The 17,879-nt window shown below is 73.1% G+C and carries 19 protein-coding genes; 7 read left to right on the plus strand and 12 right to left on the minus strand.

Annotated elements, in window-relative coordinates; translation table 11 throughout:
• A partial coding sequence (locus ABT171_RS08295; protein ID WP_351241134.1) for a maltotransferase domain-containing protein occupies positions 1–619 on the minus strand: 619 nt, incomplete at its 3' end.
• Between the two features lie 108 nt (positions 620–727).
• On the minus strand, positions 728–1,027 hold the full coding sequence (locus ABT171_RS08300; protein ID WP_228622012.1) for a DUF5133 domain-containing protein: 300 nt from the start codon (positions 1,025–1,027) through the stop codon (positions 728–730).
• Positions 1,028–1,352: 325 nt separating this feature from the next.
• Between ABT171_RS08300 and ABT171_RS08305 the strand changes: the two genes are divergently transcribed.
• Both ABT171_RS08305 and glgX read left to right on the plus strand, forming a co-directional pair.
• The gene (locus tag ABT171_RS08305) at positions 1,353–1,865 is read left to right on the plus strand and encodes a pep a2 (RefSeq protein ID WP_351241136.1); all 513 of its coding nucleotides are present in this window, start codon (positions 1,353–1,355) and stop codon (positions 1,863–1,865) included.
• A complete protein-coding gene (glgX, locus tag ABT171_RS08310) occupies positions 1,862–4,006 on the plus strand; it encodes a glycogen debranching protein GlgX (RefSeq protein ID WP_351241138.1) in 2,145 nt (714 codons plus the stop codon). The genes ABT171_RS08305 and glgX overlap by 4 nt, the downstream gene beginning before the upstream one ends.
• A gap of 75 nt (positions 4,007–4,081) precedes the next feature.
• On the opposite strand, the gene ABT171_RS08315 is transcribed toward glgX, so the two are convergent.
• Positions 4,082–4,891, minus strand: a complete 810-nt coding sequence (locus ABT171_RS08315) for a VOC family protein (protein WP_351241140.1) — start codon at positions 4,889–4,891, stop codon at positions 4,082–4,084.
• A 128-nt stretch (positions 4,892–5,019) separates the two neighbouring features.
• Between ABT171_RS08315 and ABT171_RS08320 the strand changes: the two genes are divergently transcribed.
• Entirely contained in the window at positions 5,020–5,334 is a 315-nt protein-coding gene (locus tag ABT171_RS08320; protein ID WP_351241142.1) for an ANTAR domain-containing protein, read from the plus strand.
• 53 nt (positions 5,335–5,387) lie between these two features.
• Here the strand turns inward: ABT171_RS08320 and ABT171_RS08325 are convergent, their stop codons facing one another.
• On the minus strand, positions 5,388–6,179 hold the full coding sequence (locus ABT171_RS08325; protein ID WP_351241746.1) for an RNA polymerase sigma factor SigF: 792 nt from the start codon (positions 6,177–6,179) through the stop codon (positions 5,388–5,390).
• A 458-nt stretch (positions 6,180–6,637) separates the two neighbouring features.
• Between ABT171_RS08325 and ABT171_RS08330 the strand changes: the two genes are divergently transcribed.
• Positions 6,638–7,162 (plus strand): hypothetical protein, encoded by a 525-nt coding sequence (locus ABT171_RS08330; protein ID WP_351241144.1) that lies wholly within the window; start codon positions 6,638–6,640, stop codon positions 7,160–7,162.
• 28 nt (positions 7,163–7,190) lie between these two features.
• Here ABT171_RS08330 and hemC read toward each other — a convergent pair whose 3' ends face one another.
• The 3 genes from hemC to ABT171_RS08345 all read right to left on the minus strand — a co-directional run bounded on the left by hemC (position 7,191) and on the right by ABT171_RS08345 (position 10,354).
• Positions 7,191–8,132 carry a hydroxymethylbilane synthase gene (hemC, locus tag ABT171_RS08335; protein ID WP_351241146.1) on the minus strand — a complete coding sequence of 314 codons (942 nt, stop codon included), beginning with the start codon at positions 8,130–8,132 and terminating at the stop codon, positions 7,191–7,193.
• Between the two features lie 43 nt (positions 8,133–8,175).
• On the minus strand, positions 8,176–9,132 hold the full coding sequence (locus ABT171_RS08340; RefSeq protein ID WP_351241748.1) for an ATP-dependent DNA ligase: 957 nt from the start codon (positions 9,130–9,132) through the stop codon (positions 8,176–8,178).
• Between the two features lie 325 nt (positions 9,133–9,457).
• A complete protein-coding gene (locus ABT171_RS08345) occupies positions 9,458–10,354 on the minus strand; it encodes an EamA family transporter (RefSeq protein ID WP_351241148.1) in 897 nt (298 codons plus the stop codon).
• 68 nt (positions 10,355–10,422) lie between these two features.
• Between ABT171_RS08345 and ABT171_RS08350 the strand changes: the two genes are divergently transcribed.
• Complete coding sequence (locus tag ABT171_RS08350) at positions 10,423–11,280, plus strand: LysR substrate-binding domain-containing protein (protein ID WP_351241150.1); 858 nt, start codon at positions 10,423–10,425, stop codon at positions 11,278–11,280.
• A gap of 128 nt (positions 11,281–11,408) precedes the next feature.
• Here the strand turns inward: ABT171_RS08350 and ABT171_RS08355 are convergent, their stop codons facing one another.
• The gene (locus ABT171_RS08355) at positions 11,409–12,200 is read right to left on the minus strand and encodes an XRE family transcriptional regulator (RefSeq protein WP_351241152.1); all 792 of its coding nucleotides are present in this window, start codon (positions 12,198–12,200) and stop codon (positions 11,409–11,411) included.
• A gap of 186 nt (positions 12,201–12,386) precedes the next feature.
• Positions 12,387–12,944: a hypothetical protein gene (locus ABT171_RS08360; RefSeq protein ID WP_351241154.1), complete on the minus strand. Its 558-nt coding sequence runs from the start codon at positions 12,942–12,944 to the stop codon at positions 12,387–12,389.
• Between the two features lie 515 nt (positions 12,945–13,459).
• On the opposite strand from ABT171_RS08360, the gene ABT171_RS08365 reads away from it, so the two are divergent.
• Together ABT171_RS08365 and ABT171_RS08370 are read left to right on the plus strand one after the other, a co-directional pair.
• On the plus strand, positions 13,460–13,840 hold the full coding sequence (locus tag ABT171_RS08365; protein ID WP_351241156.1) for a DoxX family protein: 381 nt from the start codon (positions 13,460–13,462) through the stop codon (positions 13,838–13,840).
• Positions 13,837–14,304, plus strand: a complete 468-nt coding sequence (locus ABT171_RS08370; protein ID WP_351241158.1) for a peroxiredoxin — start codon at positions 13,837–13,839, stop codon at positions 14,302–14,304. Before ABT171_RS08365 ends, ABT171_RS08370 begins: the two co-directional genes overlap by 4 nt.
• A gap of 54 nt (positions 14,305–14,358) precedes the next feature.
• Here ABT171_RS08370 and ABT171_RS08375 read toward each other — a convergent pair whose 3' ends face one another.
• From ABT171_RS08375 to ABT171_RS08385, 3 genes are all read right to left on the minus strand, one after another.
• Positions 14,359–14,967, minus strand: coding sequence for a DNA polymerase ligase N-terminal domain-containing protein (locus tag ABT171_RS08375; RefSeq protein WP_351241160.1), 609 nt, complete (start codon positions 14,965–14,967; stop codon positions 14,359–14,361).
• Between the two features lie 201 nt (positions 14,968–15,168).
• Positions 15,169–16,197 carry an LLM class flavin-dependent oxidoreductase gene (locus tag ABT171_RS08380; protein WP_351241162.1) on the minus strand — a complete coding sequence of 343 codons (1,029 nt, stop codon included), beginning with the start codon at positions 16,195–16,197 and terminating at the stop codon, positions 15,169–15,171.
• 72 nt (positions 16,198–16,269) lie between these two features.
• Positions 16,270–17,772: a metallophosphoesterase family protein gene (locus tag ABT171_RS08385; RefSeq protein ID WP_351241164.1), complete on the minus strand. Its 1,503-nt coding sequence runs from the start codon at positions 17,770–17,772 to the stop codon at positions 16,270–16,272.
• Positions 17,773–17,879 lie beyond the last annotated feature (107 nt).

The following is a 17,879-nucleotide window of genomic DNA, read 5'->3' on the forward strand; positions in this document are numbered from 1 at the left end:
AGAACTCGTACCAGGAGCCGTACAGGGCGCGTTCACGCTCCACCAGCAGCGGCATCGGATCGGAGGCGGTGACCAGCTCCCGCAACGGATGGCGGTTCAGCAGCGCGTCCACCTCCGGGGCCAGCGCCGCCTTCAGGCGCTCGTGCACGGACAGGCAGTCGTCACCGAGGGCCTGTGCGGCGGCGAGGACGACGTTGCGCTCCGGGCCCTTCGGCACTCCGGCGGCCGCCCGCTCGTACAACTCGGCGCCCTCCTCCAGCACCAGCCCGATGTCGATCCCGGCCGGCACCTTCACCGAGGCGGTGTGCCGCCAGGTCGCGAGCGGATGGCTCCAGGCCTCCACCCGGAAGGTCCAGCGGCCCGTCGCGTCCGGGGTGATCTCCGCGCCCCAGCGGTCACTGCCGGGGGACAGCTCGTGCATCGGCGTCCACGGGCCACGGCGGCCCTTCGGATCGCGCAGGACCACATTCGCGCCCACGGCATCGTGCCCTTCGCGGAACACGGTGGCCGTCACCTGGAACGTCTCCCCGGCCACCGCTTTCGCCGGGCGCCTGCCGCACTCCACGGCCGGCCGTACGTCACGTACCGGTACACGGCCGATGGCCGGGGTCCTGCGCATGTATCTCACCTCCGCCGTGCGCGAAGCCGGGCACCTGGCCCGGCTTCGCGATCCGAGACGGGGCCGACCGACGTCGGTCCCGTGGGGAACGCCTTGTACGGTGCCAGGTCAGGGGCTTGGCGCCGTGGAACGCCGCTCCGGTGGCGGCGCTCTTCTGGCCGACCGGCGCGGCCGCGGTCGCCCGTCCTGCTCGCGCAGGTAGGTGACCAGGTTCGTGCGCAGATAGCGCTCGGCGGCGTCCGCGGCCTCGCGGGCGCAGCGTTTGCCCATCAGCACGCACAGCGTGTAGCCCGAGTCCTCGAAGGTGGCCCGGACCGTGCGGTCGTGGGGCGAGGCGAGCATCACGCGCTCCCACGCCCGGTAACGCCGCAACGCCCGGGCCACTTCGGCCTTGGCGGGTAGCAGCATTGCCCTCTTCACCCTCCACGCTCTCGACTGGGCGCGTTCCCGACGGTCGGGTGGTGTCCGCACGCAGGAGGGCACGGCACCGTTACGGCGATCGAGGCTTTCACTTATGGTGCACGTACGACGACGCAGCGTCTTGTTGGACCTTCAACCACGGACGGTGTCGGGTGCTCATGTTGCACGAATGGCGTAGTGCCGTCACCGTAGAGGTGACTCAGAAGCGATGAGCGCTCACGCTGTGTGTCCGGATCGCACCCGGACGGGCATCCGGGATCCCTCCCGGACGGGCGAGGGGAGCGAGAGCTTCGCCGGTGAGGAGCAAGCGACGATGAAGACCGCAGTGCCCTGCTACTACCACATCGACGTGGAAGTCAGCCCGGAACGGGTGGGACAGGTCAGCCGCATCCTGGCGGCCCACCTCCGCTACTGGGACCTCGACAACCTCACGGTCCCCGTCTGCCGCGGCGCCGAACTGCTGCTGCGCGCTATCGACCAGCACGCCAACGACAAACACACGTCGATCGAGATGTGGTGGAACGGCCAGCACCTCATCACCGCCTTCGGGGACGACGACCCGGATCTGCGCCCCGATCAGGACCTGCGGGCCTGTCTCGCCGACATCGCCGCCATGAGCGACGGGTGGGGCTGCTGCGCCTCCGCCAACGGCACCAAGATCATCTGGTTCTCGCAGCGCGCCCGTGCCGGCCAGCGTGTCCCGCTGGTGCCGACCGCCCCCGCGCCCACGCTGCGGACGGGCCGCCCAGTGCCGCGCAGCGAGCCCGTCGTCGTGCTGGCCGCGCGGGCGCCCGCCGGTGACGAAGTCCTGGAGGGCAGCCGGTGACCCCCCGCAGGACGAGGAAAGGGCTGCCCGTGTGGAGCGGGCAGCCCTATCCGTTGGGTGCCGCGTTCGACGGACAGGGCACCAACTTCGCCCTGTTCAGCGAGGTGGCCGAGCGGGTCGAGCTGATCCTCGTCGACGACGCGGGCAAGGAGAGGCCCGTACGTCTGCACGAGGTCGACGGCTTCGTCTGGCACGCCTATCTGCCCGGCATCGCGCCCGGCCAGCGCTACGGCTACCGGGTGCACGGACCCTGGCAGCCCTCCCTCGGCCACCGGTGCAATCCGGCGAAGCTGCTGCTGGACCCGTACGCCCGGGCCGTCGACGGCCAGATCGACAACCACCCCTCGCTGTACGAGCGGGCCCCGGACGGCCCGGCCCCGGCCGACAGCGCCGGGCACTCCATGCTGGGCGTGGTCACCGACCCGTACTTCGACTGGGGCGACGACCGCCCGCCCCGGACGCCGTACTCGGACTCGGTGATCTACGAGGCGCACGTACGCGGCCTGACCCGCACCCACCCCGAGGTGCCCGAGCGGCTGCGCGGCACCTACGCCGGCCTCGCGCACCCCGCCGTGACCGAGCACCTGACCTCGCTCGGCGTGACCGCGGTGGAGCTGATGCCGGTGCACCAGTTCGTCCAGGACGGTGTGCTCCAGGACCGGGGCCTGTCCAACTACTGGGGCTACAACACCATCGGCTTCTTCGCCCCGCACAACGCCTACGCCGCCTGCGGCACCCGCGGCCAGCAGGTCAACGAGTTCAAGGCCATGGTGAAGGCGCTGCACGCGGCCGGCCTCGAAGTCATCCTCGACGTGGTCTACAACCACACCGCCGAGGGCAACGAGCGGGGCCCCACGCTGTCCTTCCGGGGCATCGACAACGCCTCCTACTACCGGCTGGTCGACGGCGACTGGGCGCACTACTACGACACCACCGGCACCGGCAACAGCCTGCTGATGCGGCACCCCTACGTGCTGCAGCTGATCATGGACTCGCTGCGGTACTGGGTCACCGAGATGCACGTCGACGGCTTCCGCTTCGACCTCGCGGCCACGCTGGCCCGGCAGTTCCACGAGGTGGACCGGCTCTCGGCCTTCTTCGACCTGATCCAGCAGGACCCGGTGATCAGCCGCGTCAAACTCATCGCCGAACCCTGGGACGTGGGCGAGGGCGGCTACCAGGTGGGCAACTTCCCGCCGCTGTGGTCGGAGTGGAACGGCAGGTACCGGGACGCCGTACGGGACTTCTGGCGGGGCGAGCCCGGCTCGCTGGGCGAGTTCGCGTCCCGGCTGACCGGCTCCTCGGACCTGTACCAGCACAGCAGGCGCCGGCCGCGCGCGAGCGTCAACTTCGTCACCGCGCACGACGGTTTCACGCTGCGTGACCTCGTGTCGTACAACGACAAGCACAACGCGGCCAACGGAGAGGACAACCGGGACGGCGAGAGCCACAACCGGTCATGGAACTGCGGCGTGGAGGGCGACACCCGCGATCCCGCCGTCCTCGAACTGCGCGCCCGCCAGCAGCGCAACCTGCTCGCCACGCTGCTGCTCTCCCAGGGGATCCCGATGCTCTGCCACGGCGACGAACTCGGCCGCACCCAGAAGGGCAACAACAACGCCTACTGCCAGGACAACGAAATCTCCTGGGTGGACTGGGAGCTGACAAAGGACCAGCGGGCCCTCACCGACTTCACCCGGCACCTGATCGCCCTGCGCGCCGCACACCCCGTCCTGCGCCGCAGCCGCTTCTTCCGCGGCGAGACCGTGACCAACGCCGAGCAGCCGCTGCCCGACCTGATGTGGCTCAGGCCCGACGCCCGCGAGATGACCGAGCGGGACTGGCAGCGCGACGACGCGCACTCCATGGGCGTGTTCCTCAACGGCGACGCCATCGCCGAGCGCGACCCCTACGGGCGCCGCGTGGTCGACGACTCCTTCCTGCTGCTGATCAACGGCTACTGGGAGCCGGTCGACTTCCGGCTGCCCGACAACTCCTTCGGGGAGCGCTGGACGACCCTGGTCGACACCGCCGACCCCGACGGCATCCCCGACGAACGCGAACGGAAGGCGGGCACGAGGCTTCGGGTGGAGGCCCGCAGTCTGATCCTCTTGTCGAGACCGTCGCGCGCGGCGAGCTAGCGGGTTCCGTCCGGATCAGGCCGGATCAGGCCGCGGCGTCCGGTGCGGTGCAGCGCAAGCGCAAGGCGGAGGCCGTCAGCGTGTCCGGCGGGACGTCACCGTGAACTGGGCCCCGTCGGCATCGCGCAGGATCGCCTCGTCCTCGTCTTCGCTCAGCACACTGCCGCCGTGCTTCTCCGCCGCCCGGGCACACCCCGCCACGTCCGCGACGGCGAAGTGGATCTGCCAGTGCGGCCGCACGGAGGGATCGGGGGCCGACTCCACAGCGCCCGAGTCGATCCGGGCCACGATGTCCCCCTGGCTGCGCAGCACCACCTCGCCGCCCTCGTACTCCACCTCGCAGCAGCCCGGCTTCCCGGACGCCCAGTCGAGGACCTCGCCGTAGAAGATGGCGGAGTCGAAGGCGTCCCGGGTGTGCAGTCGCACGAAGGTCGGTGCCGCCCGCCGCCACGCCTCCCAGTTGCCGACCAGTTCCCCCTGCCAGATACCGAAGGTGGCGCCGTCGCGGTCGGCGAGCAGCGCGGCCCGGCCCGGCGGGAAGGACAGCGGTCCGACCGCCGCCGTACCGCCGCGCTCACGGGCCCGGGCCACCGCGATGTCGGCGTCCGGCACGGCGAAGTACGGAGTCCAGGCCACCGCCATCTGCCACATGGCGGCCACCGCGGCGATCCCCGCCACCGGCACCCCGTCCGCGAGCGCGATCCGGAAGTGCTCGCCGAGCTTGGCGCCGCGCCAGCGCCAGCCGAGGACGGCGGAGTAGAAGTCCTGGGTGGCCCCGAGGTCACGGCTGGTCAGGCTCACCCAGCAGGGGGCACCGAAGACGGAGTGCGTGGAGACGACGTCGCGCCTCCGTGGTCCGCCGCTGACGGGGGCGTTCTGGTTCATGGCAGTCGCGTCCTGCTCTCGGGGCCGGGCGGCCACCGGTCTGGGACCAGTGTCCAACCGGAAGGGGGTGGCGTGCCTGTCGAGTACCCCCGGTGGCATCCGTCCAGGCCACCGAGGACGATGGGGGCATGGGAGCGAGCGAGCCGGAACAGATCGCGGAGCTGCAGGCGCAGGTCGACCAGTTGAAGGAGGCCGTCGCATCCCACGCCGTCGTCGACCAGGCCATCGGGATGATGGTGGCCCTGGGCCGGGTGACCCCGGACGAGGGCTGGGAGATCCTGAAGGAGGTCTCCCAGCACACCAACATCAAGCTGCGCTACATCGCGGAGCTGATCCTCCTCTGGGGCCGTCGCGGCGACATCCCGCCCGAGGTCCGCGCCGCGCTGGAGGACGCCCTGGACCGGTACGGGCCCACGCAGGTGCCGGGATCCGCGGAGGAGTGAGCCCCGGCAGGGGTCACGGCGGCCCCCGGGCCCGGGGGCGGTCCGGCGCCGGCTCAGCGGACCTCGGCGAGCAGTTCCTCGCGCATCCGGTCGAAGCAGGCGCTGAGCAGCCGCGAGACGTGCATCTGCGAGATGCCGAGCTGCTCGGCGATCCGGCTCTGGGTCATCCCGCGGAAGAAGCGCAGGTAGAGGATGGTGCGCTCGCGTTCCGGCAGTGCCTCAAGACACGGCTTGACGGCGGCCCGGTCGACCACGAGGTCGTATCCGGGGTCGGGGGCGCCGAGCGAGTCCCCGAGGGCGTAGCCGTCGGTGCCGGCCACCTCGGCGTCCAGTGACAGCGCGGAGAAGCACTCCAGTGCCTCCATGCCGGTGCGCACCTCGTCCTCGCTGAGCCGCGTGTGGGCGGCGATCTCCGCCACCGAGGGCGGGCGGCCGGAGGTGGTCTGGGAGAGTTCCTTCGTGGCGGTGCGGACCCGGTTGCGCAGGTCCTGTACCCGGCGGGGCACGTGCAGCGTCCACATGTGGTCGCGGAAGTGGCGCTTGATCTCGCCGGTGATGGTGGGCACCGCGTACGCCTCGAAGGCGCGACCGCGCTCCGGGTCGTAGTGGTCGACGGCCTTCACCAGGCCGAGCGCAGCCACCTGGTACAGGTCCTCAAGAGACTCCCCACGGCCGCGGAACCGCACGGCGATCCGCTCGGCCATGGGCAGCCACAGACGGACCAGCTCATCACGCAGCGCCCGCTGTTGGGGGCCCTCGGGCAGCTGTGCGAGCCGTTCGAAGGACTCCGCCGTGTCGGGGGCGTCGTCGTGAGGGTGGGGGGACGTGGTGCCGGTGACACGCATCGTGCGCACCTCTCTCAGGTGCTGGATGGACAGACACCGCGGGAGGTGCGCTCGGACCATGGAGAGGACACCGGGGCGTCCGGCGATGCCGGCTCCCACGGACGTGCCTCCTGTCCGAAGCACTGACGTTCGTTTTCCCGCTCAGGGACATCATCAAACAAATAGGTACAAACGGGATGCGGCTCGGCTGAAAGCAGCACCCGGACGCGCCCGGGTCCTGGACCGCGTCGCTCGGCGCGCTGGGCGGCTCGGTCCGTCGGCTCAGTGATCTTGCCGTGGACGTGATGTGCGGCACGCGTGCGTACCCCCGCCGGAGGCGCCGCGAACGGATTCTTCCTGGGCAGCGCTTGATCACCGATCAAAGCGGGCGAACCCCCTGGCCACAGCGCATTCTGCTCATTTGACAGTGCACTCGGCGCGCAGATAGACAGCAGCTCTCGAAGGTCGAGAGGGGCACTGTGTACGAGCCGAACGTGGTCGGGGACTGGCACGAATACGACGAGCATGCCGGTCTGCGGGTCCGCGTCCACCGCCTGGAGGCGGCCGAGCCGCCGCGCGGACGCGACGACGCCGCTGCCGGGCTGACGTACTTCAGCGTCCGGGTGACGGTCGAGAACCGCGGCGCACGGCCCCTGGGCATCCACCTGGAAGACGGCCAGCTCGACGTCCGGGTCGGCGCCGACGGCGAGGGCGCCTTCATCGACTGGCGCAGCTCCCAGTTCATCGAGGGCTTCGACGTCTACCCGCTGCGCCGCGCCACCGCCGTGCTCTACGCCGCCGCCCCCGAGGCCAACCTCGCCCACGTGGACGTACAGGTGCAGCTCCGGGTGGACGACGAGTGGGCCGACCGCCGGCTGTGGACCGGCGGCATCGGCGTCCTGGAGGCGACCCCGGCGGCCGCGCCCACGGCCGCCGGACAGGGCAGCCTGGCCCACCAGGTCAGCGCCTTCCTGAGGGACCAGACGGAGCCCGGCACCGCCTGACACGGGCGGCCGGGCCCCCGCCGTACGGTCAGTGCGGGATCCCGTCGATGATCTCCCGGGCGCCCTGCCGCAGCAGCGCCACCGCGACCGATGTGCCGAGCGTGGCCGGATCGAGCCGGCCCGCCCACTCGTGGGCGTTCAGCCGGGTCTTGCCGTCCGGGGTGAACACACAGGCCCGCAGGGACAGTTCCCCGCCGCGGTCCACGCGCGCGTAGCCGGCGATGGGGCTGTTGCAGTGGCCCTGCAGCACATGCAGGAACATCCGCTCGGCCGTCGCCTCCCGGTGGGTGTCCGGGTCGCCGAGCCCGCTGACCGCGTCGATCAGGTCGGTGTCGTCCTCGCGGCACTGCAGGGCGAGGATGCCCGCGCCGATCGGCGGCATCATCGTCTCGGTCGACAGCACCTCGCTGATCACATCCGTGTGGCCGATCCGCTCCAGGCCGGCCACCGCCAGCAGCAGCGCGTCCGCGTCCCCGGCGGCGAGCTTCTCCAGCCGGCGGTTGTCGTTGCCGCGGAACGGCACGCACTGAAGGTGCGGGTGCGTGGCGGCCAGCTGGGCCACCCGGCGCACCGAGGAGGTGCCGATCCGGGTGCCGGCCGGCAGCTCGTCCAGGGTGAGCCCGCCCGGATGGATCAGCGCGTCCCGGATGTCGTCGCGCTTGAGGAACGCGGCGAACGCCGTCCCGGCGGGCAGCGGCCGGTCGGCGGGCACGTCCTTGACGCAGTGCACCGCGAGATCGGCCTTCCCGGCCAGCAGCGCAGCGTCCACCTCCTTGGTGAACGCCCCCTTGCCCTCGACCTTGGACAGATCGCCGAGCCACTTGTCGCCGGTGGTCCTCACCGGCACCACCTCGGTGCGCACACCCGGATGCAGGACGGCCAACTCGGCCCGGACCCGCTCCACTTGGGCCAGGGCCATGGGGGAGTCGCGGGAGACGATACGGATCAGTTCGGGAACCGGCATGCGCACACGATAGACCCCTCACCCCGAGCCGGACTCGACCGCCCGATCCTCAGCCGAGGCCCTCGGGCAGGTCCGCCGCCGACTCCTCCGGCGTCAGATCGGGGCGCAGCCGCAGCCACGAGGGCTGGCGCAGCAGTCCGGAGCGGGTACGGGTGCTGTAGCTGACCTCGCCCACCAGCCGGGGCAGCACCCAGCGGGCGTCCGGGATCCGCGGGACCGGGTCGAACGGGCACCGCCCGCTCGCCGCGTCCGCCAGCAGCCGGGCCAGTTCCGTCCGCTCCGCCTCGCTCCAGCCGGTACCCACCCCGCCGACGTACCGCAGCCGGCCGCCCGCGGCGCGCTGCCCGACCAGTACCGCGCCGGGCAGCCCGGTGAGCCGCCCCTTGCCGGGCAGCCAGCCGCCGACGATCACGTCCTCGGCGCGCATGTTCCGGATCTTGATCCAGGCGCGTGAGCGCACCCCGGGCTCGTACACCGAGTCCAGCCGCTTGCACACCAGGCCCTCCAGACCGTGCTCCCTGGTCGCCGCGAGCGCCTCGGCGCCATGCCCGGTCACCGCGCCCGGCACCGACCAGTACGGCCCGGCCAGCCCGAGCTGCTCCAGCCGCGCCCGCCGTCGTGCATACGGCAGCCGCACCAGGGATTCCCCCAGGTACGGCACGTCGAACAGCACCAGGTGCACCGGCACCCGGGCGGCCCGGCGGGCCGCCCGCGCGGGGGCGTGCGCCAGACCCATCCGGCTCTGCAGCAGCTGGAAGTCGGCCCGTCCCCGGTCGTCCAGGGCCAGCACCTCGCCGTCCAGCACGGCGGGTGCCGGGCCCAGCGCGGCGCCCAGCGGGCGCAGTTCGGGATAGGCCGCGGTGATGTCCTCGCCGGAGCGGGCGCGCAGCAGCACGCTGCCGTCGCCGGGCAGATAGACCATCACCCGCTGGCCGTCCTGCTTGGTCTCGTACGCCCACCGCTGGTCCTGGGCCGCGGGCGGCAGGGTGCCGGGGGTGGCGAGCATCGGTGCGATGAGCGGCAGGGGTACGACGGTCACGGCTGAAGGTCTCGACCGCTCCCGGCGGCGTCACGCGCCTTCGGCCGCCGGTTCCCCTGAACGGGCCCCGGGCGGCCGACGGCATCACGCGCGACGCGGCCGGGCCGACTTCATGAGACGTCGCCGACGCGCCTGCTGACGGAGCGACGGGAGATGACCGGCATGCGATCGATGGTGGGGTTGCCGTGGCCGGAAGTGCCGTCGCGGCCTCATCGGTCGAGCGCCGCGCGCAGGCCCTCGTCGCGGCAGTCCGGTCGGGGGTGGCCTCCGCTCAAGGGCCGCCCGGGGCCGGTCAGGCCGGTGTCGTCGCGAGGCTTGCCGCGTTGGCCAGCACCACGGCCCCGATGCCCGCCCACTCCGCGCCGCCCAGCTTCTGGCCGAGCACCGCCCAGCCGACCACGGCGGCCAGGACCGGGTTGACGCTCATGAACAGGCCGAACGTCTGCGCGGGAACATGACGCAGTGTCATGAGGTCGGCCAGATACGGCACGGCGGAGGACAGGACGCCGGCCGTCACCGCGCACAGCACCGCACCGGCCGTCGGCGGATGGCGCAGCGCGACGACGATGCCGGCGGGCAGGAAGGCCAGCGCGGAGACCGTCGCGGCGGCCGCCGCACCCTGGGCCCCGGGTATGCGCTGACCGACGAGGCGGTTGAGCAGGATGTACGACGCCCAGCAGCACGCGGCGACCAGGCCGAGGGCCATGCCCGTGTAGTCGGCGGAGGGACGGGGCCGCATCAGGACCACGACTCCGGCCGCGGCGAGCACCGCGCAGCCCGCGTCCAGCCGGCGCCTCGACGCGGCCAGCGCGATGGCGAGCGGCCCGAGGAACTCCAGGGTCACCGCGAGGCCCAGGCCGATCCGGTCGACGGCGCTGTACAGACTGAGGTTCATCATGCCGAACACCCCGGCCAGCAGCAGGACCGGCCACCACTGCCGCCAGGTGAAGCCCCGCAGCCGGGGCCGGCCCACGGCGAGCAGGGCGAGCGCGGCGACGTACTGACGTACCGCCACCACACCGAGGGGACCGAGGACCGGGAAGGCCAGCGCGCCGACCGCGGCGCCGGTCTGGTTGGACAGTCCGCTGCCGGCCATGGCGGCCACACCGGCGAGCCGCCGGGCCTTCGGCAGGGGAGCGGTGGTGGCCACGGGCAGGGCGCCGGCCGGGCGTTCGAGAGCGCGTCGCATGGCCGGATGGTGCGCCGCCCGCACTCTTGCGCACAATGCATGGACTTGGCGATCTATACGCTGAGCGTATGGACGAGATCGAGCTGCGGCAGCTGCGCTGCCTCGTGGCCATCGTGGACGAGGGCACCTTCACGGACGCCGCGATCGCCCTGGGTGTCTCCCAGGCCGCCGTCTCCCGCACCCTCGCCTCCCTCGAACGTGCGCTGAGGGTACGGCTGTTGCGGCGCACCTCGCGCGAGGTGACCGCGACCGCGACCGGGCTGCGGGTGGTGGCTCAGGCCCGCCGGGTGCTGGCGGACGTCGCCGGCCTGGTCCAGGAGGCCGCCTCGGGGCACACCCGGCTGCGGATCGGCTACGCGTGGTCGGCGGTCGGCCGCCACACCGTCGCCTTCCAGCGGCGCTGGACCGCCGCCCATCCCGGCGTCGATCTGCATCTCGTCCGGGTCAACACGGCGTCCGCCGGCCTCGGCGAGGGCTCCTGTGACCTCGCGGTGGTGCGCCGGCCGCTGGCGGACCGGCGGTTCGACACGGCCATCGTGGGCCTGGAGCGGCGGCTGTGCGCCATGGCCGCCGACGATCCACTGGCCCGGCGCCGGTCCGTACGGCTGGCCGACCTCACCGGGCGGATCCTCCTCGTCGACCGGCGTACCGGCACCACCACCCCTGAGTTGTGGCCGCCGGACGCCCGTCCCGCGGTCGAGGAGACGCACGACGTCGACGACTGGCTGACCGTCATCGCCGCCGGACGCGGCATCGGCGTCACCGCCGAGTCGACCGCGAACCAGTACCCGCGGCCCGGAGTCGTGTACCGGCCGGTGCGCGACGCGGAACCCGTCGCCGTACGGCTCGCCTGGTGGCGCGACGACCCGCATCCCGCCCTGCACGCGGTCCTCGAACTGCTCAGCGAGCTGTACCGGACGGCCTGAGGCGCCCGGCCGGGGCCGGTTCGGTGCCGTCTTCGGCTCGTGGCCCAGCGGGCAGCTGCTCGCCGCGAGCCACGGTGGCCGGGGTGGGCACCGCCTCCGAGGGCAGCGCCGTGGGCGAGGCGTGCCCTTCACTCCTGCGCGTCCGGCTCCGGCTCCGCGTCCAGGCCCGTGCACGCCAGCTCCCCGTCCACCTCGGCGCACGCCTCCACGCCCCGCGGCGAGGACACCGAGAGCATGGGGCTGCTGTTCCCGGCCTGGTCGCCCGCCGGGTAGCGGGCCGACAGCACGTCCTGGCCCGCCCGCACCGACACCTCGCGGGCCTTGGCCGACCGCAGCCGCACCTGGGACCAGGCGGTGCCGCAGGCCGGTGAGTAGCGCAGCAGGACGGTGTAGGAGGGGCCGGTGACCGTGCTCGTGGTCCGCGCGTCCCGGGCGCACGCCGACGCGTCGGGCAGCACACCCTGGCAGGACCGGCCGTGACAGCGCGGTACCGCCGGCAGGTGCTGCGCGGTGGGCGCGCTGTCCGGGCGTCCGGACAGGGTGACGACGGCGGTCAGCGCCGTCGCCGCCCCGAGGAGCGCGAGGGCGGACAGCGGCAGCCAGCGCGTACGCCAGGACGGGATCCGCGCCCACCGCCGCCCGCGTGCGGGGTGTTCGGGCGCGACCGCGGGCGGGGGGACGTCCGCGGCCTCCCAGAGGGCCAGCACGGGGCCGGGATCGGTGCCGGCGAGGCGGCAGAGCGCCTCCACGGCGGATCTGGGCGGCGGCGCGCCGCCGGACAGATAGCGGTGCCACGCGGACTTGCTGTACGGAGTGCGGGCGGCCAGCGCCGCCAGGCTCAGCCCCGTACGGTCCTTCAGTTCGCGCAGTCCCGCCACCAGTGGCTCGTCCGGCGTGGTCGCTGCTTGGGGGTGCCGCATCGTGCGTCCTCGACTCCCTTTCCTCTATGGGCGTTTTGGCCCCTGTTGTCGGAATGACTTCCCGGGAGTGCGTCGGCCGCAACACCCCGTGAGGTAGGGGGAAGGTCAAGTGCGGACGTACCGAAGGCCCGTTCGGGGGTCGTCGAACGGGCCTTCGGTGGCTTGTGGTGCGACGGTGAGGCGCCGTCAGCACCAAGGGAGGGCGCGGTCGGCGCGGACGTAGCGCGCCGAGACATAGCCCCGGTGGTGCGAGAGCCGGTACCAGGTGCGGTTCCCGTACACCGAGGAGCCGTGCGTCCTGCAGACGAGCGCCAGGTGCCGCCCCGTGTGCCGGTGGCCGGTCACCCGGTAGCCGGTGCCCGGTCCGGAGCGCACGTTGAGCCGGGCGTGCCGGGTGGTGACGCGGCCGGTCACGGTCTGCGGGTGACGGTAGGGCACCCACCGCACCACGAGACGGTACTGCAGGCGGTACGGCGCCGTGAGCGGCGCGAAACGGTAGGCCGCCGTCAGCGGGACGGAGCCGAACGCCGCTTCCCGGGGCGTGGGGCGGTGGACGCGGTGCGCCGGGTGCTTGTGGAGGTGGACGCGGTGGTGCGCGCGGTGGTGGATGTCGTACCGGGTGGCGGCGCTGGGCACCGGGTGCTGGGGGGTGGCGCTCGCCGCGGCGGCCCCGGCCGCCGTGGGCAGGAACGCGAGCAACGCTGCCGTGGCCAGCAGCCCGCTCTTGAGGGTCCGTCGGATCATGGAAACCTCCGGCTGTCGTTCTCGTGACCACGAGGAGTGATCACGACAGCCAGCGTTTCCGTGCCGGACCACGGCCATGCCGTCCCGCCGTCCCCGGGGACGGCGGGACGTCCCCCGGGACGGGTGCCCGGCACCCGGGCCCGGCAGCGCGGACGCCCGATGGCCCTGGCCGGCGTACCGCCGGACCGGGCCGCGGTGACCGTGCTGCCGCAGATCGCCGACTGCGAACCGCGGCGGCCGGGGGAGCCGGCGCCGTGCCTGGGCGTGGCGGCCTCCCGCGTCACGCGGACCGTGCGGCAGCCGCGGTGGGCCGGATCCGTCACGCGCGTCACGGCCCCCGCCGACCGCCGGGCCGCGGAGCCGGCCGGCCGACACGGGCCGAGAGGCCGCGGACCGGGTCCGCGAGGCCGGAGCGAGGGGGTCACGCGCTCTGACGGCCGAGGCTGCGGGCGGCGCCGGGCCACTCGCGCCTACCGTCCAGTAATATCCGGCGGCAGGCCACCACAGGAGGAACCGTGACCCGGTCCGAACGCTCGCCCCTGCTGCTCGCCGGCCTGCTGGCCGCTGCCGGGGTCGCCCACTTCGCCACCCCGCGCCCCTTCGACGCCACCATTCCGCGATGGCTGCCCGGCTCACCCAGGGCATGGACGTACGGCAGCGGTGTCGTGGAACTGGCGCTCGCCGCCGGGATCGCCGCACCCCGGACGCGCCCGGTCGCCGCGCGGGTGGCCGCGGCCTTCTTCGTCGGGGTGTTCCCGGCGAACGTGCAGATGGCCGCGGACTGGCGGCACCGGCCCGCGCCGCTGCGGACGGCCGCCCTCGCACGGCTGCCCCTGCAGGTTCCGCTGGTGCTGTGGGCGCGAGGAGTCGCCCGCGACGAGAAGGGACGGTCATGACGGAACGCATCGAGGTCGGGGACAGGGTCGAGGACTTCGCCCTGCCCGACGAGACCGGCACCACCCGCCGGCTCACCGAGTTGCTGGCCGACGGCCCGGTCGTACTCTTCTTCTACCCGGCCGCCCTCACCCCCAGCTGCACCGCCGAGGCCTGCCACTTCCGCGACCTCGCCGCCGAGTTCGCCGCCGTCGGCGCCCGGCCCGTCGGCATCAGCGGCGACGGCGTCGACAAGCAGCAGGAGTTCGCCGGCCGGCACGGACTCGGCATGCCCCTGCTCTCCGACACCGACGGCACGGTCCGTGAGCGGTTCGGCGTCCGGCGCGGCTTCTCCCTCGCCCCCACCAAGCGCGTCACCTTCGTGATCGCCCAGGACCGCACGGTGCTGGAGATCGTCCGCAGCGAACTGCGCATGAACACCCACGCCGACCGGGCCCTCACCGCCCTGCGCGCCCACAAGGGCTGACCCGCCCCCACGCCGCGTCGGCGGCGGACCCCCAACGCCCCTCGGCGGCGCGGCTCACTCCTCCCCGTCGGCCGCCACCTGTGCGAGCGTGCGGCCGGTGCGCACCGAGCGGGCCCGGCGCGGATCCGGTGTGCCGTGCCCGTCCGAGCGGGCCGGCCCCGTGCGCACCAGCAGCCAGGCCTCCTCCTCGCCCTCACCGCCGCGGAACCGGGTCAGCGCGTACTCGCCGTGCAGCTTGGTCCCGTGCAGCCGGAAGGTGGCGTGGCCCTGTTCCAGGGACTCCGCGAACCCCAGCGGGCGCCCGCGGCGGTCGTGGCTGAGCGGCTCGTAGGTGCCGCGGTCCCACACGATCACCGTGCCGCCCCCGTACTCGCCCTTCGGGATCACGCCCTCGAAGTCCTCGTACTCCAGCGGATGGTCCTCGGTCGGCACCGCCAGCCGCTTGTCGGCGGGGTCGGTGGACGGGCCCTTCGGGACGGACCAGGACTTCAGGACGTCATCGACCTGGAGGCGGAAGTCGAAGTGCATCCGCCGCGCGTCGTGGATCTGCACGACGAACCGGGGCTCGTCGCTCCCGGCCCCGGGCTCCTTGCCCGAGGGCTCGCGGGTCCGCTCGAAGTCGCGTTTGCCGCGGTACGTCCGCAGCCGGTCCTCCGCTGCCACCTGCGGCTCCTTCCCTACGTCCGCCTCACGGGCCCCGGGTACCCCGGGACCGGGCCGTTCAGCCTCGCGATGCCGTTCAGCTCGGCGACCGCCTCCTCGGGCAGCACCAGGCTCGCGGCGGCGACGTTCTCCCGGAGGTGCTCCGGCGAGCTCGGTACCGAGGACCTCCCGTGACCGCGCTCCACGGCGGGCAGCCGGAGGTCAGGCCGCCGGCCGCCATCCCAGCGCGGGGCCCAGCTTCGTCGCCATGTCCGTCAGGATCTGTACGTAGTCCTCGTGCTCGAAGGTGAACGGCAGCGCGAACGCGACCTCGTCCACCTCCCGGAACGCGGCGTGGGCGTGCAGCCGCTCGGCGATCTCCTCGGAGGCGCCGACCAGGTCCGGGGCGAACAGCAGCCGGGCCGGCCCCTGGGGGGAGGCCGTACGCGGCAGCCGCTTCGCCGCGTACGCCTCGTACTTGGCGCGCTGCTCCGGGCTCGCGGAGTCGGTGGGGATCACGACCAGGCCGTGCGAGACCCGGGCCGCCTCGCCGTCGGGGTGATGGGCGCGGAACTCCCGGATGAGGGACAGCTGGATCTCGGCGAAGTCCCAGGGCCCCTCCGGCCGTTCCGCCTTGACCACGCTGCTGGTCAGGAAGTTCATGCCGTGCTCGCCCGCCCAGCGCGCCGAGCCGATGCTGCCGCCGCCGTACCACAGCCGCCGCCCCAGCCCCGGGGAGTGCGGCTGGACCACGTCGGAGAACACTTCGAACCCCTCGACGCCGCTGAAGTCGCTGGCGGGCTTGCCGCGCACCAGGTCCAGCAGCCGCCGAAGCCGCTCGTAGCCGAAGTCCTCTGCTTCGGCCGTGTCCGGGTACAGGGCGCCCTTGACCTGCTCGAAGTGCATCGGCGGGCCCACGCTGACGCCCGGGTTCAGCCGGCCCCCGGACAGGATGTCCACCGTGGCCAGGTCCTCGGCGAGCCGCAGCGGGTTCTCCCAGCCGAGCGGGGTCACCGCGGTGCCCAGCTCGATCCGGCGGGTCCGCTGGGAGGCGGCGGCGAGGACGGCGACCGGGGAGGAGATGCCGTACTGCAGATGGCGGTGACGCAGCCAGGCGCTGTCGAAGCCGAGCCGCTCGCCCCACTCGATGAGCTCCAGCGTGGAGGCGTGGCCCCGGGCCGGATCGGCCGGGTCGAACAGGCCGATCGTGAGGAAACCAAGCTTGCGCAGCGGGCGGGCGGTGGACGGCACGGGCTCCTCCAGCGGTCGTACGTCGCTTCCCTCTGCGGACGATTCTCGCAGGCGAGTGTGACAACCGTGTGATCACTTCAGTGGAATGACGATCTCGTCCTCGACCGGCGGATCGACTTCCTGGGCCCGGTTGCCGGTCGCGGCGAAGCAGCGCAGCCGGACCGCTTCCGCGGTGACGTCCAGCCGCAGGAAGCACTTGAAGAACGGCGGGCTGTAGGTGGCCGAACCGGGCGAGAACAACTGGGTGTAGACCTTGCGCACGGGCAGCCGGAACCGGGACGTACGGTCCGGGCGGCCACCGGTGCCGAGCAGGCTCGCGACCAGACGGGTGCGCCGGGTGATCCGGGCGTCGGGGTCGGCCTTGCGGCCCGGCTCGATGCCGAGGCGTTCGGCGACGACCGCGGTCGCCTCCGCCTCGGTCAGGGTGAAGAAGCGGCGCGCCCGGAGCCGACGGCCGTACAGGCGGCTGTAGAAGGCCAGCGAGTCGCCGCGCAGCGGATAGCAGCGGAAGTCCCGCTCGGTGACGCCCGCGACCGAGATGCGCGGGATGGTGTGCGTGGCGTGCATGAACGCCCCGCCGCCGCCCGCGACCACGTACTGGATGGTGCGGCCGTCCACGTCGACCGGGTAGCGCTGGTAGTTGTGGATGTCGCCGCCGATCGCGGCCACGTAGTGGTGCTCCGGGTCCCGGACGATGTCGTCCACCGTCCCGCCGGCCTCGATCGCGCACGGGTGGTGTTCGCCGTCGACGTACAGCGGCGACCCGGTGATGAGGATCTTCGGCCGCGGCCCCTTCGACACCTCGCGCAGCCAGGCGCCCTGTTCTGCGTCGATCGTGCCCAGCAGACCGGTGTCGATGCCGACGATCCGTACCGGGCCCGCGTCGATGGCCCAGTACGGCCCCGGCTGCGCGGCCTGTTGGCCGGGGTCCGCCCGCAAGGCCCGTGCGGCGGCCAGCCGTTGCTCGTCGGCCGGGCGGGGCCGGTGCCACAGCAGGGTGCGCCACCAGGCGCGGGTGAGCGGGCGGGGCCGGGGCTCGGGGTCGAGCGGCGGGGTGTCGGCGCAGAAGACGCGCATGAAGGCGCCGAGGTCCTCGTACCAGTCGTGGTTGCCCGGTATCGCGAAGATGGGCGCCGGATAGTCCTGGTAGGGGCGGAAGAACTTGCTGCCGTAGTCGTCGGCGCTGCCCACCGGATAGATCACATCGCTCGCGATCACCGCGAAGTCGGTGCCCTGACCAGCCTTCAGAAACCCTGGTACGACGGCGTACTGGGAGTCGTCGCCTTCGCCCGTGTCCCCGATGACCATGAACGAGAACGGGTCGGAGACCTCCCGCCGGATCACCTTGTCGGCGGGCGCCCCGGCCGCCTCCCGGCGCGCCACCCAGCGGCTGCGGGTACGGCCGGTCGGATCACCGAACCAGGACGCCAGCACGCCGTTGCGGGCGGCCCACAGGGTCCGGGGATTCAGCCACGACAGCTTCTCGACGTGGTCCGGCATCAGCTGCTGGTAGGCACCGGGCTCGGCCGAGCCCCAGCCGGCGCCCTGTGCGGTATCGCGCGAGGAGTCAGACACGCTGTGCACGGTAACAACGCGCCGGTCAGGGGCGGTTGGCGGGGCCCGGCGTCCACCGCCGGCAGGCGCGCCGGCGGTCTGCGGCGAGGTCCCCCGGCTGCTCGTGG

The organism is Streptomyces sp. NPDC001851, assembly GCF_040297165.1.
GTDB lineage: Bacteria > Actinomycetota > Actinomycetes > Streptomycetales > Streptomycetaceae > Streptomyces.

Excerpts from the sequence above, each read along its gene's own strand:
- ABT171_RS08325 (WP_351241746.1), bottom strand. The coding sequence starts at position 6,179 with ATGCGTGTCACCGGCACCACGTCCCCCCACCCTCACGACGACGCCCCC.
- ABT171_RS08340 (WP_351241748.1), bottom strand. The coding sequence starts at position 9,132 with ATGCTCGCCACCCCCGGCACCCTGCCGCCCGCGGCCCAGGACCAGCGG.
- ABT171_RS08350 (WP_351241150.1), top strand. The coding sequence starts at position 10,423 with ATGGACGAGATCGAGCTGCGGCAGCTGCGCTGCCTCGTGGCCATCGTG.
- ABT171_RS08370 (WP_351241158.1), top strand. The coding sequence starts at position 13,837 with ATGACGGAACGCATCGAGGTCGGGGACAGGGTCGAGGACTTCGCCCTG.
- ABT171_RS08305 (WP_351241136.1), top strand. The coding sequence starts at position 1,353 with ATGAAGACCGCAGTGCCCTGCTACTACCACATCGACGTGGAAGTCAGC.
- ABT171_RS08345 (WP_351241148.1), bottom strand. The coding sequence starts at position 10,354 with ATGCGACGCGCTCTCGAACGCCCGGCCGGCGCCCTGCCCGTGGCCACC.
- ABT171_RS08360 (WP_351241154.1), bottom strand. The coding sequence starts at position 12,944 with ATGATCCGACGGACCCTCAAGAGCGGGCTGCTGGCCACGGCAGCGTTG.
- ABT171_RS08355 (WP_351241152.1), bottom strand. The coding sequence starts at position 12,200 with ATGCGGCACCCCCAAGCAGCGACCACGCCGGACGAGCCACTGGTGGCG.
- ABT171_RS08320 (WP_351241142.1), top strand. The coding sequence starts at position 5,020 with ATGGGAGCGAGCGAGCCGGAACAGATCGCGGAGCTGCAGGCGCAGGTC.
- ABT171_RS08300 (WP_228622012.1), bottom strand. The coding sequence starts at position 1,027 with ATGCTGCTACCCGCCAAGGCCGAAGTGGCCCGGGCGTTGCGGCGTTAC.
- ABT171_RS08315 (WP_351241140.1), bottom strand. The coding sequence starts at position 4,891 with ATGAACCAGAACGCCCCCGTCAGCGGCGGACCACGGAGGCGCGACGTC.